The following is a 21,183-nucleotide window of genomic DNA, read 5'->3' on the forward strand; positions in this document are numbered from 1 at the left end:
TCTCTCTAGGCTTTAGACAGTCCATACACCACGTTAGATGACGCCAAGTGCTTTCTGTGAATTCACTTTATTTACTGGACATTTCTCTACCTTGTCTCAAGATAGTTATAGGCTTTTTGTTAGAGCCATAGAAAAATAATATTACCAATAGGAAGGTAACAATATGAAAGGAATTCTATTGCGCTTTTTTTCCGCCGCTTTTCTACTATTTGCAACACAAACAGCTTTTGCAGCAAAAATCCTAGTGATCAATAGCTATCATGAAGACAATATTTGGACCCAGAATTGCCTAAAAGGCGTTACAGACACAATAGACAAAGAACACGACGTTGAAGCTTTATATATGGATACCAAGCGCAGGCCCAAGTCGGAATTTGAGCAAATTGCAAAAGAAACACTTGAACGTACCCAAAAAATTGCCCCCGATTTAGTTATGCTCGCCGATGATAACGCGTTGAGTTTATTGGGCCAAAAACTCGCAGAGATGAACATTCCTGTAGTGTTTTATGGAATAAACAACAATCCAAGAATTTATTTTAAACAAGAGCGTATGCCCAACAATGTGTCTGGAATATTGGAGCGCCACCTAACATTCCCTCTCGTGCGACACATAAACACTATGGTACCGATGAAACACAATAAGGTCTTGATATTGTTAGACGACAGTACGACGTCAAGATCAATCAAAGCCGTTACCCTCAAAGGAGGCGAGCAGAATCAAGTGGGCGATACACTGGTGGTAGCGCAAATCTTCAGCTATTTAGACGATTGGAAAAAGGAAGTATTGCAATCGAAAGATAGCTACGATGCCATCATATTGCAAACTTGGTATACCGTTAAAAATAAAGGATCTGAGCAAGTGGTACATGAAGAAGAGTTGCTTGAATGGACTGGAAAAAACACACCGATTCCTCTTTTCTCTGTCGTCAACTATGCAGTCGGTGAAAACAGAGCAATTGGCGCATTTGTTTTATCAGGATACGGCCATGGACAAGATGCGGCAAATGCGGCGCTGGCGCTATTGAATGGAGAAAAGCCTAAGCGTTTTCAGACCAGTAAATCTGGCGTGTTTTATCTCAACAAAAACGGCTTGGACAAGTATGGCCTCACGGTACCAAACAAGCTTATCAATCATGCCATATTTAGATGAGCGCCTTCGCTACTAATGAGTTAGATTAACGAAGCCGAAATAGATTTTACTACCGCGAAATGTGATTTTTCTACGACAGTCATTTGGACATGGCTTAAGGACGCATATCCTATGGCCAGTTGCGAATACCAACTCGGGTTTTGCCAGTCAACATTAAGGATATGGGCGAGCAGCATTCTAATCACTCCACCATGAGTGATTACCAATAGGTTTTCATGCGGGGACTGTTCGAGTTGCGCCCAGCCACGAAGTACACGACTGCGAAAGTCTTGCAAGCTTTCAGCGTTAGGTAGCGAGTGATTAGCGGGATCTTGCCAAAACGACTCCAGAATTGGCCATTGAGCTTTCAATCTATTAAAAGTAACACCATCAAAATCACCAAAGTCCATCTCCTGTAGCTCTGAGATGACCTCAAACGGTACATGTGCTTCAAGGGAAAATAGACTCGCTAGTTCTGAACACCGATTCAGGGGCGAACTAAATACTCGCGAAAAATCTACGTTTAGATGGCTTAATGCGGCTGACATTTGATGTTGTATATGGCTTTCTACATTGACATCCGTCCGACCATTTAACGCTGCCTCTCCGACAGTTTGTCCGTGACGCAATAAATAGATATTTCGTCTCTTTTGCATTATTCAGCCTTCAACACTAAAGGCAGTCCCGCAGATATAAAGGTAACAGTGGCACAAACTTTGGCAATAGCTTGATTCAATCTGCCAGCATTATCGACAAACAATCTTGATGCTTTCCCTAGCGGGACTATACCTAACCCAACTTCGTTGGAAACGAAGACAATATTCGCCTCACATGATTCTATAGACTGAACCAGACAGGCGATGTAGTCCTCAATCTTTTGGTTGTTGGCCAAATCACCAAGCTCATAAATAACATTGTTTAACCACAATGTCAGGCAGTCGATAAGCACAACATCATGAGTTGTAAACCTTGCTAACTCTGCGGCTAAATTAAATGGCACTTCATGCTCTTGCCACCCTTCTCCTCGCTGTTTTTTATGATGCTCGATTCTTTCATTCATTTCTTCATCGACACACACTGCCGTTGCAATATAGTGTAGTCGTTTAACAGAGCTATTTATCGCTAGATTTTTCGCCACGCTTTCTGCATATGCAGACTTTCCGGAACGTGCCCCGCCAAGAATTAGGTTGTGTTTTATACTCACCTCAACACTCCTAGCAGATGATTCGCGACTAGGTTGTTATGCATTAGACCAACCAACGTAAGATAAATCAGCAACTCCATCAGCTGTTGCGCCGCACCTAAACAATCTCCAGTGAAACCTCCCAGTTTTTCCAGCAGCCATCGTTTAAACAAGTATCGGAATAATACTGCCAACAATACAAGGCTCCCAAAAACGGCTGAACCATATACTAATGATGGAGCAAACCCTACCACCAGCAGAAAAACCAACTCAGGCAAGGTCTGCTTGTTTGCAAGTGGTTTACTTTTACTGCTATCTGGGTCGCTAACGTAAGGCAGATCATAAATAAGTGAAGCAGCGACAGCTCGGCTCATGCTATAGCTGACAAGCAAAGCTAAAAAAACAGACGTTAATTTGCTTAACTCGACAAGAAGTAGCCATTTTCCTAATAAAGCCATTATTAAAGCACTCGCACCGTAAGTCCCGATGCGACTATCTTTCATAATCACGAGTCTACGCTCAACGCTCATACCACCGCCAATGCCATCGGCCATATCTGTCAAGCCATCCTCATGAAAAGCTCCGGTAAGCAATAGACTCATTGCCATAGCAAGAAAAACTGAGACAGTTGCCGGGAAAACCGCTAACGTAAGCCAGTAAATCCCCCCACACAATAGTCCCAAAACTACTCCTACGAGAGAAAAATAACGCCCCGCGCGGTTCATCCTTTCTTCTGAGTAAGGTGTATTTGAAGGTATGGGTAGGCGTGTAAAAAAGCTCATGGCAAGCGCAAAAAGCTCAAATTGATATTTAAGCCAATTCGCCATTAAACGGTAACTCCGGCACTTTCAAAGCTCGCCATGTTATTGTAAAACTGCGCGGCAGCCTTCACTAATGGCAATGCTAGCGCTGCCCCCGTTCCTTCTCCTAATCGAAGGCCAAGATCTAATAACGGTGACGCATTGAGTAATTCAAGTACGATTTTATGTCCCGACTCTTCAGATTCATGTGCAAAAATCATGTAGTCACGACAACTTGGCTCTATCAACGTAGCCACATATGCCGCAACCGATACAATAAAACCATCGACAATCACTGGCGTATTGTTTTTAGCCGCCGAAATAAAACCACCGACCATCTGAACAATCTCAAAACCGCCAACTTCTGCAAGCACATCTGTTGGTGACTGTCTTTTACAACGACTCACCCCTTGTTCGACAAGTTCTACTTTTAACTGCAACTGCTCAGGTGTAATGCCAGTACCAAGCCCAACACAACTTCCTACCATTTCATCCGATAAAGCGGCGAGGACCGCTGAAGCGCTGCTCGTATTACCGATGCCCATCTCTCCGAACATGATCAAATTACAACCTTCGGATATCTTATTATGAACAACTGACTCTCCCAGCTTAATCCCAAACTCCACTTGTTCTTTGTTCATAGCCGCTTGCTTAGCAAAATTTTTCGTTCCAGCTCCTAATCTCTGTAGGATAAGCCTTGGATCACTCTGTTCAATTGGCAATAGAATACCTGAGTCCACAACCGTAAAATCAATATCATTAACGTCACAGAAGCAATTAATGGCCGCGCCACCATTTAGAAAGTTCAGTACCATTTGCTGGGTTACGGCACTTGGAGCAATACTAACCCCTTCCTCAGCTATGCCATGATCACCTGCAAAGACCAATATACTAGGCTGATTTATCTCTATTTTTTGTACTGCTTGGCTATGTGATTGGCTTTGGATAAGAGCTAAGTGATGGGCGACATCTTCAAGTTGACCTAAAGCACCGGGTGGCTTGGTTTTTTGGTCAATACGGGATTTTATTTGGTCAGAAAATTGAGTGTCGAGTGTGTTTGCTTTATTCAGCATTTTGGCCTGTATTTCTTTTACTATTTGTCGATAAACAAGGACTCTAGCAGGACATCGCGATGAAAGATATCAAAATACTCTCATAGATTGAATAAGCGAATTTCAGGTTAAGTAGCTTCTGATTACATCGAATCCACCGTCAAAAAAGCCTACCAACAGAGTATTGGTAGGCTAAGGTACAAACCTAAGGTATCTAGATAGGCTTAGTGATCATCCAAGAAATAATTGTTCTTGGAGAAAATCAAAATTAAACTAGCTCGTCAGCTTTTACAATTGTTGCAATACGCGATAGCATTTTAATTGAAGTCATATGCTCTTCTTGGTCTGACGCTGCACAAGCATCTTCAATAATAGTCACTTTATAATCTTTATCGTGTGCATCACGTGTTACCGCTTGAATTGCCCATGTGGTGCTGACGCCGCATACGTATAGCTCATCGACTTTGTTTGCACGCAATACAGGCTCGAGTGTTGTGCCATAAAACGGGTTCACACGCGGTTTTTCTAGAACAAAATCTGTAGGCTGCACATCAAGGTCTTCATGGAAATCTGTACCAAAAGCGTTCAGTTTTAAAGCTTCAAACTGGTCAGCTTTACCGAAGATTGGCGAGCTTTTTGGCTGAGCGTGATAATTTTCTTCAAAACCAACTTTAACCAAGACTGTCAACCAACCTTTCTCACGAGCGTAAGCAAGCACCTTGTTAGCATTGCCTATCGCATTTTGCTCTTTTACGTGGCCAGCTGACGAAGGGATTTTTCCATCTGGATGACAAATATCATTAATAAAGTCGATAACTAAAAGCGCTTTACTCATTTCTATTACCTTTATGTGGTTTTGAGTGGGCTTGGGGGACAAAACAGTAACCAACCCACGTTGTATCTTTTTAAAACTTGTGCTGAGTGTATTCTGGTAGCATTTGAATGAAAATCCATATATATTAACCAATATGTAAGGTTTACTAACAAATCACCATGAGAGATCTTCCTCCATTAAAGACGTTGCCCGTATTTTTAAGTGTTTGCCAACATTTGAACTTTACCAAAGCAGCTGAAGAGCTGTGTATCACCCACTCTGCTGTCAGCCAAAATATCCAAAACTTAGAGTCGTTCCTAGGTAAAAAACTAATTAGTCGGACCACTCGACATATGGAATTAACGGCCGAAGGTGAACGTTATCGTCAAAGCATTGAAGAAGGTATGAATCTTATTGTTAGAGCTACCCAGCGAGAAATGCAGTCCGATAAACAGGTTTATCTTAACTCCATCCCGACATTAGCGTTGAAGTGGCTTATTCCTCGCTTGCCTAACTTTACTGAAGCCTATCCAAATATCGAATTAAGACTCTCTGCACTTTCCCTTTCTGATTTTGATATAGACGCCGACAACTTAGACTTAGCCATTGGCTACGGCAACAGCCCTGACTGGTGGCCGGACAGCGTAGCCAAAGAATGGTGCCAAGACCAAATCCTACTTGTCGGCCAACCAAGTATTTTGGAAAAATATCAAACGATAGAAGAGATTTTAGAGAATGAAACTCAAATTTTAGTCAAAGATAAATACCGAGGCGGAGACTGGAAACAATGGGCAGAAGCAAAAGGTGTAAATATCGATGGCAAAGCGAAAAAGCAGTGGTTTGAAAACTCTACCCAAGCTATACAAGCAGCCATTGCAGGGCTAGGTATTTTTGTTACTCATAATATTTTCGTTACCGATGAGCTCTCTTCAGGGCTATTAAAAAACCTATCAGAGCCAGCGGTCACCATCGATTCATGGTACTACATTCTTTGTCGCCCAGATAAAGTCCGTAGTAAGAATGTGAAAACAGTGATTGATTGGTTGATGGATGAAGTGAAGAATTAATATCACCATTTGCAATCATCACTAAGTATTTTCGCTCTTATATACAAGAGCAAATCAAGTGTTATTTGTATAACAATTTCATATGGTTAAGTAATTCTATACTAATAGAGGGGAGATATATTCTATGGCGAAATTCTCCTCTAAGTATTCTTTTCGAAAAAACACTCTTAATACTGCTTGATTTAATTAGAGTATTCTTGTCCATAAACTCTTTTGGGAAAAGAAAAAATAAAGATTCTCTTTATATTTTCAAGTATATCTATATCGAATAATATTACGGCATTATAATTGGTCATTATTTTATAGCAATAAGTTTCTTATTGCCACTTATCTTTAAAAATTTAAATTATTTTCAAAGCCTTGTAGTTACCCTCAATTAACCTCCAAAATAATTAAAATGAGCCATCTATCAAACAAATTACACAACTTGAACAAAATAGTTCAACAAAGATAATTTTTAAAAGGTGACACATGAAAAAGTTAGCGGTAGCTAAATATATTATTTTAGGGGCAACATTTTCTCTGCTAGGAAGCGCTAGCGTATATGCAAATAGTACATATGTATATGGTGGACTGGGTACTGCTTATCAAGTTTATTCTGATAGTAACCTCCAATATAGTTCTTCATCTGAAAATGATACATCAGCTCGAATCGCTATTGGCTATGCCAAAGACACATACAACGATTGGAACTTAGCCACTGAATTTGGCTATAGCCATTTTGGCACAGTAAATTTTAGAAAACTTTCTGCGCTAGACGCCTCTATTATTGGCAATTACCATATTAATAAACAGTGGGCTACCTTTGTTAAAGGTGGTGGCGCTTATATGATTTCTGACTTGAATGGTTATACCGATGAAGCCTTTAAACCTCTTGCCGGGTTTGGTATTGGGTATAACATTACAGACTCGCTTGGATTAAAGGCTTCCTACATACACTACTTTGGGGATACGACAGATAGCGGCACCGACCACTTCGTTCCAATCGTGGACGAGTTCTTGCTCGGTGCAACATATTCTTTTTAATAGAACATTACATTAAGTAGTGATCAGCCAATAGTGCTATGAACAACATCATCAAGTGATAGATTGAAAACTTAAACGTACTAATGGCTGAACGCTCAGTCTGGTGATACTTCAACTGCCAAGCGGAGTAAATAAACCCAACACTTAACACGGTTGATATGACCAAGTAAATCACTCCAGACATTCCTACCAGTACTGGTAGCAAGCAAACCATACTAAGTAAAATTGTATATAGGAGTATCGACGTTTTGGTGTACTCAATCCCATGCGTAACTGAGAGCATAGGTATCTTCGCTTTGGCATAATCATCTTTTCTATGAACGGCAAGTGCCCAAAAATGAGGGGGCGTCCAGACAAATATGATCATCACTAGCAGCCATGCATGAGGATGAATCTCGCCAGTCACCGCGCACCAACCAAGTAAAGGTGGCATAGCGCCAGCAAGCCCTGCAATAACAATGTTTTGCGGTGTCGCTCGTTTCAAATACAACGTATAAACAACAGCATAACCAAGCAAGCTAAACAAGGTTAGCCAAGCGGTTAATTCATTCACCCCTGCATAAAGAGCAATAAATCCAGCAATACCAATACTAGTAGCAAATAGAAAAACTTTAGAGGCTTGAATATCTCCTGAAGGGAGCGGTCTTTTAAAGGTACGTGCCATAATTGCATCGATTTTTTGATCGATTAGGTGATTATAAGCTGCCGCCGAACCCGCCATTAAACCGATGCCAATTAAACCAAGTACAGATTGTTGTACGGGTAATGCCCCCGGCAAGGCTAAGCACATCCCCACAACGGCTGTCAGTAGCATCAAAGCAACAACTTTTGGTTTAGTGAGCGTTAAGTAGGTTTTCCAAACCGTTTTCGTGTTTGGGATTCGTTGTTCAACTATCGCTGCTTTACTCATTGAGCCCCCTCCTTGCTTAACTCAACCGCTCTTGCGGGTTGCCACATTAAGTAATTGCTATATAAAACAGTAATAAGCAATAAGGCTGCACCTAAATTGTGTGCTACGGCAACCACTAATGGAAGAGCAAAGACGACATTACTAACACCTAATAAAATTTGTAAAGCCAATACTAGCAATAACCGCACGCCGACTTTTTTCAGTAGTACATCATTTTGTAATATGCACTTTACCGCAAGAGCAATCACGACTATTGAAGCTAATATGGCTCCGATCCTATGAGCCACATGAATCGTCATACGTGCCTCATAATCCAGAACACCAAACTCGTAGTTATCATGCCCAGAGTGAACTAACTTAAAAGCGTTAACTAAATCGAGGCGACTCATCCAGTCCCCTTCACATATAGGTAACCCAGTACACATCAAAGCGGCATAGTTCGAAGACGTCCAGCCTCCCAACATTATTTGGATGAGTACAAATATCATGGCAAACATGGCTAGGACGGGCAGAATTGGAGGGACGGCCTCATAGCCAGAAGGTAAGCGTTTCCCAGACAATTTCCAATAGAGCATAAATAAGACGCTAAGCAGAAAAAAGCCACCGAGCAAGTGTCCCATGACAACGGCAGGCATTAGCTTTAGCGTAACGGTCCACATACCAAGCAGTGCTTGGAATACAATTAAAGAACATAAACCTACTGCAAAAGTGACAGGGATTTTTTTCTGTTTCACTGCGACAAACGCTATGATGAAAACCAGAAATCCCAACGTACCAGCAAAATAACGATGAATCATTTCCAGCCACGCTTTATCTGCTTCAACCGTTAATCCTGGATAAAGCATATTCGCGCGTAAAATATCTTTTCCATCTGTAGGCACCGCAAAATGGCCATAGCAACCAGGCCAATCAGGACACCCTAACCCAGCATCAGCCAAACGTGTGTATGCCCCAAGCATGATCACAATAAACGTTAGAACAAGACTCAACCTTACCAACATTTGCAACTTCATACGCTCTCCTTAGCTTTGCATATAGGTTGTTTCTACTCGATTAACCAACTCTTGAAAGTTTTAATAATTTCTTTAAATCAGCAAGTAACCCCTTAGACTGAGAAACCAGCTTATTTGCCGTATCGACTTTGGGATAGCGCATAACTAGCTGGCCAAGCGGATCGATGATGACAAATTCCGATTCTTGAACTTCGTCAGTGAATGCGTTGCTAACTTCGATAGTGCGAAAGGGGTAATCTTTTTTGATTGACGCGTCACTGTCGGAGGTAAAGTAAACGACTGGTGTTACTCGCGTTTGATATTTACCTAGAGCCGTATGGCTTTGTCCCAGTAAATAGAGTTGCTGACTGCAGAATCTGTCGCACCTAGGTGGAACCACGTACCCAAGCTGCCAAGATTGGCTTTGCAGAGGGTTTTCTAAACCAAGGGACTTATAGCTTACGACTGGATCAAAAAGCTGACCATTATTTGTCACTCCAGACTGATACCAATTATTACTTAAGATAACCTTGGCAGCGATAACTGGTAACGCAAACAACAACACAAGGCTAACCAATATAAGACGACCTCTAACCACACGATTTTTCACAACATTCTCCTAGAGTCGATTGGAATTTTTATAAGTTCTGTAAATTAGCCAGCTAGCAAGAAATACCAGCATAATTGCCATCGAAAACCACTGGAATGAGTATCCGAAATGTTTATTAGAACTCATTGGTAGTGGCTTCCATGGCTGTGCGTAAGGCCAGTTTTCTACTGTAGGCTGAAACACGTAACGCACAACTTCGACATCAAATAGTGCGGACAACTGGTCAAAATTCAGGTTTTGAATGCGCATTGGCGAGGTATTTTCAAGGCCTAAGTTTTGACTTAATGGATTAGCTAAACGTTGATACACCCGTCCAACTAATTTTGTGGGCTTTTCTAACCAATTAACTTGCGGTAACTGATTACGATGTTTCTTCGCGGCAACAAAACCTCGTTCTAATAAAAAATATTGCCCATCCCGACTTTTCACTAACTGGTATGCTAAATAACCCACTTTCCCGTTGTAAATCTGGTTGTCTAACAGCAAATGCTTCCCTTCCATTGGCAATACATTTGCGTAAACTTTTCTCCCAGTTGAAATCATCGTCTCTTCCAGCCCTTGCTGAGTCGCGAGAAACTCTTCAAATCGTATTGGAGCTTTCGCAAGATTTTGCGCAAGATGTGACTCCATCTGCTGTTTTTCATATCCCCTTGAAAGTTGCCAAAAACCCAATTTGACCAACAGAGAAAACACGACCAAAGTTAACAATGCACATACAAAAAAATTCTTTGATTTCAATAACGTTAATAGAGGTTTCGCTATGGTTTTAGTATTTAAATTCGCGTTAGTCTTCATGCTACTTTTCATCATCTTTAACCTCGCGAGAGCGCTATTTCAAATGGTTAGAGAACCCTCTGAAGAAAATGAAAATAATCGACCAATGAGCCATTACTTGGGAAAACGAGTATTAATTTCAGCTATTGTTGTCATAATGCTCATCATAGCTCTAACCAGCGGCTGGTTAGAGCCCAACCCTAGGCCGTATTAACGGCCCTTATTTCTACTAGTTACAATACATACACAAAAATAAACAAGGTTAACCAAACCACATCCACAAAGTGCCAATACCAACTACCGGCCTGGAAAGCAAAATGGTCTTTAGGAGTAAAGTGATCCTTGGCTATTCGTGCTAATAAAACTATTAAGAATATGGTTCCCAAACAGACGTGTAACCCATGAAATCCAGTTAGAAGAAAGAAGGTATTCCCATATACACCGGATTGTAGAGTGAGCCCAAGCTCTTCATAGGCATGAATGTACTCATACGCCTGATAATAAAGGAAGAATCCAGCCAAAATAATGGTAATTTCCAGCCAAACAATCAGAGCAAAGCGCTTGTTTTTTTCTAAGCTAACATGCGCAAAATGTAACGTAATCGAAGAAGCAAGAAGTATGATGGTGTTCATCAATGGCAAGCCTTCCCATGGCATTTCTTTTGTCAACTCACCAGCAGGAGTCTCTAGCAAAGGCCACACGGCTTCGAAAGTCGGCCATAAGATCTCGTTGGTCATGGCATTATTTGATGCCCCACCGAGCCAAGGTACAGAGACCATACGCGCATAAAAAAGAGCACCAAAAAATGCGCCAAAAAACATAACTTCCGAAAAAATAAACCAGCTCATCCCTTGCCGGAAAGATCGATTGATTTGATCTGAATAGCATCCAGAAAGTGATTCGTTTACTACGTTGGTAAACCAACCTGCTAGCATGTAGAGGAGAACAGCAAACCCTACAAACAACACAACTTTACCGAATACACTCCCTGCGCCTCCGGTTTCTAGGTGTTGAACAGTCAGCCCAGCCCCTACCGCCACTAAAAACAGAGCAACCGCCCCAACTATTGGCCAGCTACTCTGTGCTGGAACATAATAACGTTCAAACTTTGAACTCATAAGTTCGCTCCTTGTACTGAGCTAATTTCCATATTTCCTGAAGTTTTATCCTTCGCAGAAGTGTTTTCTGCTTTGACCTTGCCACTGATATTGAACAACGTATAAGACAAGGTCAGAGTATGTATAGATTCGGGTATGTTAGGCTCGATATAAAAAATCAGTGGCATATTTGCTTCAGACTTAGCACTTAAAGGTTGCTGGTTGAAACAGAAGCACTCAATTTTGTTGAAGTAACTCGCGCCCAGTCCCGGGGAAACAGAAGGCACTGCTTGTCCAGTAGTAAAGTCACCGGACAAGTTTTTCGCGACGTAAGCCGTATGGATTACCTGACCTGGATGTACTTCCATCACTTTGCGCTCAGGCTCAAACGTCCACGGCATGTCAGGGTTTATATGAGACATAAACTCTACTCTCACGATTCGAGAGGTGTCGGGAACCATGCCTTTGGGTTGAATCGCTGATACTGTATTAGTTTTTCCGTTTATTCCCAGCGCATCACACATAACGTCATAAAGAGGGACGAGTGCAAAACCAAAACCAAACATACCCACTACTGCTACCAGCAGCTTGACTACAAGCGTTTTGTTTTGCTTTTCCACTTGTTCCATAACGATACCTATCAATCAACTTTTGGTGGCGTTTCAAAAGTATGGTGGGGAGCTGGACTTGGTACAGTCCATTCAAGCCCTTCGGCACGCTCCCAAGGCTTAGCAGGCGCCTTTTCACCACCGCGAATACACTTAATGACCAGCCAAAGGAAAATCAATTGAGACAAACCAAATGCAAATCCACCAATGGATACAATTTGGTTCACGTCAGCAAACTGGATAGCGTAATCTGGAATACGTCTTGGCATTCCCGCCAAACCTAAGAAGTGCATTGGGAAGAACAGGATATTGACCGAAATAACTGAGCACCAAAAATGCCACAAGCTGAGTCGCTGGTCATACATATGCCCCGTCCATTTTGGCAGCCAGTAGTAGGCAGCAGCCATAATGGAGAACACAGCACCAGAAACGAGTACATAGTGGAAGTGTGCAACCACAAAATACGTATCGTGATATTGGAAATCTGCAGGAACAATCGCCAGCATCAAACCAGATAACCCACCGATGGTAAACAGTACAATAAATGCAATGGCGAACAGCATCGGAGTTTCAAACGTCAACGCCCCCCGCCACATGGTCGCGACCCAGTTAAATACTTTCACCCCTGTCGGCACAGCTATCAGCATCGTGCAATACATGAAGAACAATTCTGCAAATACCGGCATACCGGTTGTGAACATATGGTGTGCCCAAACGATAAACGATAGCAATGCAATACTCGTTGTCGCGTACACCATTGAGTGATAACCAAATAGCTTCTTACCACTGAAGGTAGGGATAATCGCCGAAACAATCCCAAACGACGGCAATATCATTATGTACACTTCTGGGTGACCAAAGAACCAGAATATATGTTGGAACATCACTGGGTCACCGCCACCAGCCGCATCAAAGAAACTGGTTCCAAAATATTTGTCCGTCAGCACCATGGTTACCGCCCCAGCCAATACTGGCATAACAGCAATCAGCAAGAACGCTGTAATAAGCCACGTCCAAACAAACAATGGTAGCTTGAACCAAGTCATCCCTGGCGCACGCATATTGAATATGGTTACGATAACGTTAATCGCCCCCATAATTGAACTGATACCCATGATGTGAACAGAGAAAACAAATAGTGCCGTACTATCAGGGCCGTATGTGGTAGAAAGTGGCGCATAGAACGTCCAACCAAAATCAGGCCCACCACCTTCGGTAAACAAAGAAGCGAGTAAGATTAAAAAAGCGAAAGGCAAAATCCAGAAACTCAAGTTGTTCAGCCGTGGCAACGCCATATCTGGTGCACCAACCATCATAGGAATCATCCAGTTGGCTAAACCTGTAAAGGCTGGCATAACGGCGCCAAACACCATCACTAAACCATGAACTGTAGTCATCTGGTTGAAGAAATCTGGATCAACGAGCTGCATTCCGGGCTGGAATAACTCCGCTCTTATGATCATTGCCATCGCTCCACCCACCAAAAACATGATGAAGCTAAACCAAAGATACAGTGTGCCGATATCTTTATGGTTGGTTGACAATAGCCAGCGAGCAAGACCTGAAGGTGCATGATGCTGGTCATGACCAGCATGATCATCTTCAACCGCGATAGTACTATTTACTCGGCCTAATTCAGCGTCCGCAACTGGAGCAGATTTAATCTCATGTTCTTTAGACACTGTCATGGTTACTCCTTAGGCTCTTGATCAATTACTGCATTTACATCAGATGCTTGTACAACATCCCCCGTATCGTTACCCCAAGCATTTCGTTGATAGGTTGTTACTGCTGCAATTTCTTGTTGGGTTAGTTGGTTAGCAAAGGCCTGCATCGCTGTTCCACTCTTACCATTGATAATAATATTGAGATGATCGGTGACTTCCCCAGTAGCAATCTTACTGTCTTTTATAGCAGGGAAAGCTCCCGGTACTCCTAACCCGTTCAACTGGTGACATACAGCGCACCTGTCTATATAAACTTGCTCACCAATACTCATCAGCTCTTCTTTCGGTAACACATTTCCAAGTGCTGCTTGAGCGGCTTTGCGGGCTTCGGCCATCTCCACTTTTTTATTGGCTAGCCATTGTTCATATTGCTCTTCTTCCATGGCCTGAACCACAATAGGCATAAAGCCATGAGCCCGACCACACAACTCGGCACACTGGCCTCGATAGATGCCTGGCTTGTCAATTTTGGTCCATGCTTCGTTGATAAATCCGGGAATCGTATCCTTTTTCACTGCAAAGTCTGGGACCCACCATGAGTGAATGACATCATCTGAGGTTAATAAGAATCGAACTTTGCGGTTGATGGGCAGAACAAGTGGATTATCAACTTCCAGCAAATAATTCACGCCTTTGGGCTCTTCACCGTCAATCTGCTTAGATGAAGTTGAGAGTAAGCTAAAAAATTCTACTTCTTCGCCAAAATAGCTGTAATGCCACTTCCACTGAGAACCTGTCACAATAACGGTCAAATCCGATTTTGTTGTATCTTCCATGGCAACGAGTGTTTTGGTCGCAGGAATAGCCATTGCAACCAAAATAATGATTGGTATTACGGTCCAAATGACCTCAACCTTAGTGCTTTCGTGGAAATTTGCTGCTACCGCCCCTTTCGATTTCCGGTGATATATAATCGAGTAAAACATCACGCCAAACACGACAACCGCAATCGCCACACATATCCAAAATATAAGCATATGTAAGTCATAAACCTGACTACTTATATCGGTGACACCTTTCGTCATGTTAAATTTTTGTTCGGCGGAGATAGCAGGAATGGTGGTACCCAAAAACATTAAACCGGCGCACAGCCCACGTTTGGTTGTTGACCTTTTCAAAAGACGCTCTCCTCTACCCTGATTCTTAAATTGCCTGCCTGGCACTAGTCTTTCCGCGCAAAATCCCAATTATCCGCTAGCCATCCATTAGGTCAGCAAATATCAAGCATGACAAAGGTCAGTGGTGACACATCACTTTGGGTGGTTCAAATCGTATGCTTGGCGGGTTTTGTTATATTTATGTAAATAAACGTTAGTTAACGAAATTGAATAGTTCAAGAAAGTCCTAATACAAAAACTTTTTACATTCATTTCTGATGTTTACATCAATAAATCACAAAAAAGTGCAAGTAATAATGAGGTATATATCACTGAACCAGATATATTATTTTAATGACATATTAATCACTTTTTAACACATAAAATATGTAGTAAATCGTGAGCTTTATTAGGGACCAAATATGAAACCAAACGTGACCCAATGGTTAGGAAGAGATCCAGACCCAAGAACACGAGAAGAATTGCAATTTCTTATTGAAGAGAAGCTATACGATGAGATAAACGAACGGTTTAAAAATCGTCTGCAATTTGGAACCGCTGGGCTGCGTGGTCTAATGGGGTGTGGGCCTAATCGAATGAACCGGCTGGTGATTCAAGAAACGGCAACAGGGCTTGGGCATTACCTTATTAAACATGTCAAACGTGCCTGTTCACGTGGAATAGTAGTTGGATATGATGGCAGGTTTGACTCGAAGCAGTTTGCACACGACACAGCCTCAGTTTTAACCGCCCTTGGTATAAAAGTGTATTTAACGCGTCATGAAGCTCCTACCCCTGCAGTTGCGTTTGGTATTCGGCATCTAGATGCAGCAGGAGCAGTTGTTGTTACCGCCAGTCACAACCCTCCTAGATACAATGGCTTTAAAGTTTATTGGGAAAATGGAGCTCAGATCATCCCACCACACGATCAGGGGATTGCCAATGAAATTGACCAAGCCGCAACAAAACCAATTCCGTTAATGGGACTGGATGATGCCAAGAAGAAAGGATTGCTTGAATGGTTGTCAGACGAATACTTCAACGCGTATAAGCACGCTATGATACATAGCCCAATGTTAACTAATCACACTAACCCAGCTTGTATGACCATCGCTTATACCGCTCTGCACGGTGTCGGAGCAAATTTAGCTGAATCGCTACTCCACGACATTGGATTTGCAAACATATTAAGTGTTCCAGAGCAGCGTAATCCAGATGCCTCTTTTCCCACCGTGGCATTCCCAAACCCGGAAGAAAAAGGCGCGATGGATAAAGTCATTGAGATGGCGGATTCATTGAAAGCCCAATTAGCCTGTGCGAATGATCCTGATGCAGATAGATTTGCTGTGGCAGTAAGGCAACTTAATGGCCAATATAAAATGCTCACTGGAGATCAACTAGGTGTGCTCCTTGGCCACTATTTGCTAACAAAAACCGACCCTACAAATCAATTAGTTGGCAACACCATTGTCTCCTCTCGTCTTCTAGAAAAAATCGCTTCAGATCTAGGTGCAAAGCACTATAAAACCCTAACTGGCTTTAAATGGTTAAGTAATATGGCTATGCAGTTGGAAACGGAGGAACATCAGTTTCTGTTCGCTTACGAAGAAGCCATTGGTTATACCATTGGCAAACAAGTCTGGGACAAAGATGGCATCTTCGCGTTTGCTGTATTCGCTCAACTGGCGGCAGAAACTTACACGCAAAACAAAACTATTTGGGACTACTTAGAATTTATTTACCGAAAATACGGAATTTATTTAAATGCACAAAGGAGCATTCAGTTAGAACCTGACAGCCCTTCCATTGGAGATTCTTTACGGGCACAGCCTCCAGAATCAATAGCGGGCATAAAAATAGTGCAAATAGAAGACTTTAAAACTTCATTGAGATTTAATATAGGAGCCCTAACTGAGCCTTTACCTTATCCAGCAAGCGACGTCGTTACTTACTATTTGGAAGATCAATCTCGTATTATTATCCGCCCTTCCGGCACTGAACCAAAAGTAAAATGCTATTACGAAGTCGTGGGAGAAATGAATAAACAGGAAAGCTACTTGGATGCCATGAAACGAATGGAAGAACAATTAGACAAATTAATCAAAGAACACCAAAATAGCCTAACTTAAAAAATCTCCAGTTTATCTGCAGGGTAGTAGCTCATTCTGTATTGATTGTCTTGGTTTCTACTAAATAGTGCTTTGTTTCGAGAGAAACAATTGCCTGACATTGCCGAGAAGTCACCTTTATTTCTAGAGTGAACCAGATACTGAACCACCCGACTATCCGTCGAAAAAACAATAACATTATGACGGTCTGAATCTAATACATTTGTATACTCTGAAACTTGCCAATTGAAACCCAACATGTCTTGCGATTCTTGGTTGTATGGACCAAGAAAACAAACCCGTGTCCACCGTTCGCTGCCTAAGGTTGAAAAATCTATGGTATCAAAGTTGTTTCTTTTGAGCTCCAACCACACTGTTTGGCTCGTAACACGGTTTGTTTCTGAGCAACCCGCCACAAAAATCAGTACTAGAACAAACGGTTTGAACACAAAACGCAAGGGGTTACTAGAAAATCTCGCGATATAAAATAAATATCCCACTAGACACCTCTTAACTAAAATAAAACAAATTTTGGCTTTATTTTAATTTTAGGGCGTTTTCAGCCTTGTGCGCCGAAGTTTTAATCACTGTGCATGCCATTCCACTTCTAAGATTGTTTCCTCAGCACTTTTCAAACGGCACAAGAATACATCTCCCTTGTGTACTTCACCCACTCCTTTTGGAGTGCCAGTCATGATGACATCACCGTCAAGCAATGAAGTGTAAGATTTCAGCTCTTCTAATATTGTCAATGGCGAATACATCATTTGCGCTACATGACCACACTGAACGCGTACACAATTTATATAGAGCTCAATTTGTAGCTTGGTGATATCAACTTTATCCATAGGAACAAAACGGCTAAATATGGCTGAGTTATCAAACCCTTTCGCTCTTTCCCAAGGAAGGCCCTTAGACTTCAAAGAAGATTGTAGTTTTCTCTTGGTCAGATCTAAACCAACTCCAACAGCATCATACTGATTGTCTTTAATCAGGAAGCAAATTTCAGCTTCGTAATGCAAAGATTCTCCCTGAAACGCATATAACTGGCTAGCAATGCTAGTCGAAGGTTTATTAAAAACCACCATTTCATCAGGGATGGTGTTGTTAAGCTCCTGAATATGCTCCAAATAATTTCGACCAATACACACTACTTTACTAGGTGTGATGGATTGCTCACCAACTTTCACTTTATACATGTACCTAAACCTTTTCATTAACCAAATTGATGTTATTGTAGCCGAACCTTACCGAGTGAATCGAACTAAAATTGTCAGCAACTGCCATATCGCACCAAGTTGGCGAACTTTCACCAAAACAGGGCAATAAATTCAATCTCTAGAGTTTTTAGTTGTTATAATTCAGCATTTTAACCATGGCATGGCTATTGCTAACTTTATAAGTGCAAATGCTCCACACGTATTTGTACTTACATCTTGTTGTTCTATACCAAAGCAACGTCAAGGTGCTTACATAGCGTCGTTAAATCGAAAATGTTGTAGCTTCGGTATTATAACTATTGTTATTTTCATATTTTTACCTCCAACTTGTTGGAGGTTTTTTATTTTTTAGAAAAATTAAAAAACAATGAAAGAAACTTATTCCTGCTCGGTTCTACTAAAATAGAACGAATGTGAAGGAGTTTAAAATGGCTGAACCAATTAAAATTACTCTATACCAATGGGCTGGAAGCTGGGGACCGTTTAAAGTTAGCATTCCTTGTGGGGAATGCACCTTAACAAAAGACATTCTCAACGATACATTTGAAAATGAGCTATCTGGCATCCCAATTGACCTAGAAGTAAAAGATTGGCTTTCTCATTGGTGGGAACCTTTAAAAGTAGGCGCTTGGCACGCACCTATTATCATGGTGGAAGGCAAAGTAATTAGCCAAGGAGAAGCACTCAATCGAGGAGTGTTAGTTCAGTCTGTTATACAAAAATGGACGAAGCGAGATACTTTGAAAGGTAACATCGTTTACGGCAAAGCGACATGTCCGTTTTGCGTCAAAGCGAAAAAACTGCTCGATGACGCTGGCATCGAGTATCAATATCACGATGTGGTGAAAGATAGTGCCGCCTTGTATCGAATGATACCTGAAGTGAAAGATATAATTGGCTTAAAAACCCCCGTAACGGTTCCACAAATTTGGCTTGAAGGACAATATGTGGGTGGAGCAGACAATCTAGAAGCCTGGTTAAAAGACAAGGGTATCAATGTCATTCCAGACAATGTCGTTGATATAGATTCTAGTCAAACCTCCGCCGGATAATACTTCAATTATCTGTCCCAAAGAATGCCTTAGTTCATTAGAACTTAGGCATTCAATATAAGGAGCTTCATACCATATAAACTCATTGCCTCCATCTAAAGTCTGGAGATAATAGGACCACTGATCTCAAAACGAATCCTCAAACTATGTCTAATACCTCATCTTGGCTTGAATGGGCCACTAGAATTCAAGCGATTGCTCATACTGGGCAAATTTATAGCAAAGACAAATACGATCTAAAACGCTACGACCAACTATCCCAAATTTCCAATGAAATATTCGCATCATTGAGCAATACACCCGTCGAACAGATCGAAAAAGTATTGATACCAGAGAAAAGTCACCCAACACCAAAAGTGGATATTCGCGCCGGCATAGTAAGAGACAATAAGATCTTGTTGATACAGGAAAATGAAGGGGGTGGATGGAGTATTCCAGGAGGTTGGGGTGAAGTCTGCCAAACTCCTTCTCAAGCTGCAACGCAAAGAGTGCTTGAACAAACAGGATTGGTTGTAAAATCGCCACGTCTTATCTACGTAAAAGATCGCTCCGTTCATCCATACGAGCCCAAATTTCCATTCCATGTATATAAACTGTTCTTTGTGTTTGAGTCAGTGGCTGAGCAGCCAACAATGCAGGTGAACACTCCGGGAGTAGGTTTTTACGCGTTCGACGATCTGCCTGAGTTAGCGCCAAACCGAGTTCTTATGAGTGATATTGAGCTTATATTTAATCACTTTAACACCAATGCCCCAAGCATAGCGGTCGACTAGAATGGGAACACTTTATACCTAAGTAAGCTGAGCTCTGGATAGTAGTTTCATATTACTGGGTATAAAGCGTGGGCAGCTAGGCTTATGTTTGACTGCCATGTTCTTCTGCATATTGCTCTTTGATATCAAGAATTTCTGGCATCACCTCGTGAAATACTGATACAAGTTCAGGATCAAAGTGCTTTCCAGATTCTTCATCAATCAAGGCTACCGCATCTTTCACCGACCAAGCTTTTTTATATGGCCTTTCAGTAGTGAGCGCATCAAACACGTCTGCGATCGCGATAATTCTCGCCGACAAGGGAATATCTTCTCCTTTTAAGCCATGCGGATAACCGCTGCCATCCCATTTTTCATGGTGAGCCAAGGCGATTTCCCTAGCCATTCTTAGCAACTCTGAATCGTGTTCACCAATTATATGCGCACCAAACTCAGGATGTTTTTGCATTAATTCCCATTCTTGCGCATCTAGCTTACCCGGCTTGAGTAATATGGAATCGGGGATGCCAATTTTTCCGATATCATGCATAGGCGCCGCATTAAATACCAAATTCGCCCATTTTTCCGATACATCCAAAGACTCTGCCATAAGCCTTGAGTAATGACTCATTCGAATAACATGCAAGCCCGTTTCATTATCTTTAAATTCAGCGGCTCTTCCCAAGCGACGAATAATTTCCAGTTGAGTATTAATTAGATCTTCTGTTCGCGCTTGCACCGTTTTTTCTAAGTGACGGTTTTGATCATATAAAGCCAAGTGCGTTTTTAGCCGAGCTTTAACAATTGAGGGGCGTACAGGCTTGGTAATATAATCAACGGCTCCGAGATCCAACCCACGAGTTTCATCTTCTTCTGCGCTCATCGCTGTGACAAAAATTACTGGTATATGTTGAGTACTAGAGTCAGCTTTTAACCTTTTGCACACCTCGTAGCCATCCATTTCAGGCATCATCACATCAAGTAAAATAATATCTGGCTTGGGTGTGCCGGACGCAATTTTAAGCGCCTTCGCCCCAGATAATGCGGCTTTCACCTTATATTCTGGGCGCAAAATACCACTCATAACGTCGATATTGTCCGGGGTATCATCGACCACGAGCACTATTTGTTTATCCATAACTGACTCCTAAGCCTAAAAAATTAT

General features: G+C 41.8%; 23 protein-coding genes. 7 read left to right on the forward strand and 16 right to left on the reverse strand.

All coding sequences use genetic code 11. The features are described from left to right. Positions 1–163 precede the first annotated feature (163 nt). Positions 164–1,150 (forward strand): ABC transporter substrate-binding protein, encoded by a 987-nt coding sequence (locus tag ACM2FC_RS00420; protein ID WP_498478839.1) that lies wholly within the window; start codon positions 164–166, stop codon positions 1,148–1,150. Between the two features lie 20 nt (positions 1,151–1,170). Here ACM2FC_RS00420 and cobC read toward each other — a convergent pair whose 3' ends face one another. The 5 genes from cobC to ACM2FC_RS00445 all read right to left on the reverse strand — a co-directional run bounded on the left by cobC (position 1,171) and on the right by ACM2FC_RS00445 (position 4,999). Then, positions 1,171–1,785 (reverse strand): alpha-ribazole phosphatase family protein, encoded by a 615-nt coding sequence (cobC, locus tag ACM2FC_RS00425; protein ID WP_498478840.1) that lies wholly within the window; start codon positions 1,783–1,785, stop codon positions 1,171–1,173. Beyond that, positions 1,785–2,333 carry a bifunctional adenosylcobinamide kinase/adenosylcobinamide-phosphate guanylyltransferase gene (cobU, locus tag ACM2FC_RS00430; protein ID WP_498478841.1) on the reverse strand — a complete coding sequence of 183 codons (549 nt, stop codon included), beginning with the start codon at positions 2,331–2,333 and terminating at the stop codon, positions 1,785–1,787. Before cobU ends, cobC begins: the two co-directional genes overlap by 1 nt. Beyond that, on the reverse strand, positions 2,330–3,139 hold the full coding sequence (locus tag ACM2FC_RS00435) for an adenosylcobinamide-GDP ribazoletransferase (protein ID WP_498478842.1): 810 nt from the start codon (positions 3,137–3,139) through the stop codon (positions 2,330–2,332). The genes cobU and ACM2FC_RS00435 overlap by 4 nt, the downstream gene beginning before the upstream one ends. Then, positions 3,139–4,185: a nicotinate-nucleotide--dimethylbenzimidazole phosphoribosyltransferase gene (cobT, locus tag ACM2FC_RS00440; protein ID WP_498478843.1), complete on the reverse strand. Its 1,047-nt coding sequence runs from the start codon at positions 4,183–4,185 to the stop codon at positions 3,139–3,141. The genes ACM2FC_RS00435 and cobT overlap by 1 nt, the downstream gene beginning before the upstream one ends. A 247-nt stretch (positions 4,186–4,432) precedes the next feature. Beyond that, positions 4,433–4,999 (reverse strand): cysteine hydrolase family protein, encoded by a 567-nt coding sequence (locus ACM2FC_RS00445; RefSeq protein WP_498478844.1) that lies wholly within the window; start codon positions 4,997–4,999, stop codon positions 4,433–4,435. Positions 5,000–5,157: 158 nt separating this feature from the next. Here ACM2FC_RS00445 and ACM2FC_RS00450 point away from each other — a divergent pair, with 158 nt between their 5' ends. After that, complete coding sequence (locus ACM2FC_RS00450) at positions 5,158–6,045, forward strand: LysR substrate-binding domain-containing protein (RefSeq protein WP_498478845.1); 888 nt, start codon at positions 5,158–5,160, stop codon at positions 6,043–6,045. A 471-nt stretch (positions 6,046–6,516) separates the two neighbouring features. After that, the gene (locus tag ACM2FC_RS00455) at positions 6,517–7,071 is read left to right on the forward strand and encodes a porin family protein (RefSeq protein WP_498478846.1); all 555 of its coding nucleotides are present in this window, start codon (positions 6,517–6,519) and stop codon (positions 7,069–7,071) included. A gap of 7 nt (positions 7,072–7,078) precedes the next feature. Here the strand turns inward: ACM2FC_RS00455 and cyoE are convergent, their stop codons facing one another. From cyoE to ACM2FC_RS00475, 4 genes are read right to left on the reverse strand one after another with little or no spacing between them, the layout of a single operon-like run. Continuing rightward, positions 7,079–7,981: a heme o synthase gene (cyoE, locus tag ACM2FC_RS00460; RefSeq protein ID WP_498478847.1), complete on the reverse strand. Its 903-nt coding sequence runs from the start codon at positions 7,979–7,981 to the stop codon at positions 7,079–7,081. Next, positions 7,978–8,994, reverse strand: a complete 1,017-nt coding sequence (locus tag ACM2FC_RS00465; RefSeq protein WP_498478848.1) for a COX15/CtaA family protein — start codon at positions 8,992–8,994, stop codon at positions 7,978–7,980. Before ACM2FC_RS00465 ends, cyoE begins: the two co-directional genes overlap by 4 nt. Before the next feature lie 40 nt (positions 8,995–9,034). Further along, on the reverse strand, positions 9,035–9,583 hold the full coding sequence (locus ACM2FC_RS00470) for a redox-active disulfide-containing membrane protein (RefSeq protein WP_498478849.1): 549 nt from the start codon (positions 9,581–9,583) through the stop codon (positions 9,035–9,037). A gap of 9 nt (positions 9,584–9,592) precedes the next feature. Beyond that, positions 9,593–10,378, reverse strand: coding sequence for an SURF1 family protein (locus ACM2FC_RS00475; protein ID WP_498478850.1), 786 nt, complete (start codon positions 10,376–10,378; stop codon positions 9,593–9,595). Between ACM2FC_RS00475 and ACM2FC_RS00480 the strand changes: the two genes are divergently transcribed. Continuing rightward, positions 10,344–10,571: a DUF2909 domain-containing protein gene (locus tag ACM2FC_RS00480; protein ID WP_498478851.1), complete on the forward strand. Its 228-nt coding sequence runs from the start codon at positions 10,344–10,346 to the stop codon at positions 10,569–10,571. The two genes, ACM2FC_RS00475 and ACM2FC_RS00480, sit on opposite strands and share 35 nt — an antisense overlap. Before the next feature lie 19 nt (positions 10,572–10,590). Here the strand turns inward: ACM2FC_RS00480 and ACM2FC_RS00485 are convergent, their stop codons facing one another. Genes ACM2FC_RS00485 through coxB form a run of 4 tightly spaced genes read right to left on the reverse strand, consistent with a single transcriptional unit; the run spans position 10,591 to position 14,865 of the window. Further along, on the reverse strand, positions 10,591–11,475 hold the full coding sequence (locus ACM2FC_RS00485; protein WP_498478852.1) for a cytochrome c oxidase subunit 3: 885 nt from the start codon (positions 11,473–11,475) through the stop codon (positions 10,591–10,593). Beyond that, positions 11,472–12,083 carry a cytochrome c oxidase assembly protein gene (locus ACM2FC_RS00490; protein ID WP_498478853.1) on the reverse strand — a complete coding sequence of 204 codons (612 nt, stop codon included), beginning with the start codon at positions 12,081–12,083 and terminating at the stop codon, positions 11,472–11,474. Before ACM2FC_RS00490 ends, ACM2FC_RS00485 begins: the two co-directional genes overlap by 4 nt. A gap of 11 nt (positions 12,084–12,094) precedes the next feature. After that, positions 12,095–13,750 carry a cytochrome c oxidase subunit I gene (gene ctaD / locus ACM2FC_RS00495; protein ID WP_498478854.1) on the reverse strand — a complete coding sequence of 552 codons (1,656 nt, stop codon included), beginning with the start codon at positions 13,748–13,750 and terminating at the stop codon, positions 12,095–12,097. A gap of 2 nt (positions 13,751–13,752) precedes the next feature. After that, positions 13,753–14,865, reverse strand: coding sequence for a cytochrome c oxidase subunit II (coxB, locus tag ACM2FC_RS00500; RefSeq protein WP_498479494.1), 1,113 nt, complete (start codon positions 14,863–14,865; stop codon positions 13,753–13,755). A 443-nt stretch (positions 14,866–15,308) separates the two neighbouring features. Between coxB and ACM2FC_RS00505 the strand changes: the two genes are divergently transcribed. Further along, positions 15,309–17,015, forward strand: a complete 1,707-nt coding sequence (locus ACM2FC_RS00505; protein WP_498478855.1) for a phospho-sugar mutase — start codon at positions 15,309–15,311, stop codon at positions 17,013–17,015. Here ACM2FC_RS00505 and ACM2FC_RS00510 read toward each other — a convergent pair. Together ACM2FC_RS00510 and ACM2FC_RS00515 are read right to left on the reverse strand one after the other, a co-directional pair. Continuing rightward, positions 17,012–17,494, reverse strand: coding sequence for a hypothetical protein (locus tag ACM2FC_RS00510; protein ID WP_498478856.1), 483 nt, complete (start codon positions 17,492–17,494; stop codon positions 17,012–17,014). The genes ACM2FC_RS00505 and ACM2FC_RS00510 overlap by 4 nt on opposite strands. An 84-nt stretch (positions 17,495–17,578) precedes the next feature. Continuing rightward, on the reverse strand, positions 17,579–18,193 hold the full coding sequence (locus ACM2FC_RS00515) for a fumarylacetoacetate hydrolase family protein (RefSeq protein ID WP_498478857.1): 615 nt from the start codon (positions 18,191–18,193) through the stop codon (positions 17,579–17,581). Positions 18,194–18,642: 449 nt separating this feature from the next. On the opposite strand from ACM2FC_RS00515, the gene ACM2FC_RS00520 reads away from it, so the two are divergent. Beyond that, positions 18,643–19,266: a glutaredoxin domain-containing protein gene (locus ACM2FC_RS00520; protein WP_498478858.1), complete on the forward strand. Its 624-nt coding sequence runs from the start codon at positions 18,643–18,645 to the stop codon at positions 19,264–19,266. Positions 19,267–19,412: 146 nt separating this feature from the next. Further along, positions 19,413–20,039: an NUDIX hydrolase gene (locus ACM2FC_RS00525; RefSeq protein WP_498478859.1), complete on the forward strand. Its 627-nt coding sequence runs from the start codon at positions 19,413–19,415 to the stop codon at positions 20,037–20,039. A gap of 82 nt (positions 20,040–20,121) precedes the next feature. On the opposite strand, the gene ACM2FC_RS00530 is transcribed toward ACM2FC_RS00525, so the two are convergent. Continuing rightward, entirely contained in the window at positions 20,122–21,156 is a 1,035-nt protein-coding gene (locus ACM2FC_RS00530) for an HD domain-containing phosphohydrolase (protein ID WP_498478860.1), read from the reverse strand. Between the last annotated feature and the right edge of the window lie 27 nt (positions 21,157–21,183).

The organism is Vibrio sp. A37 (genome assembly GCF_059777565.1).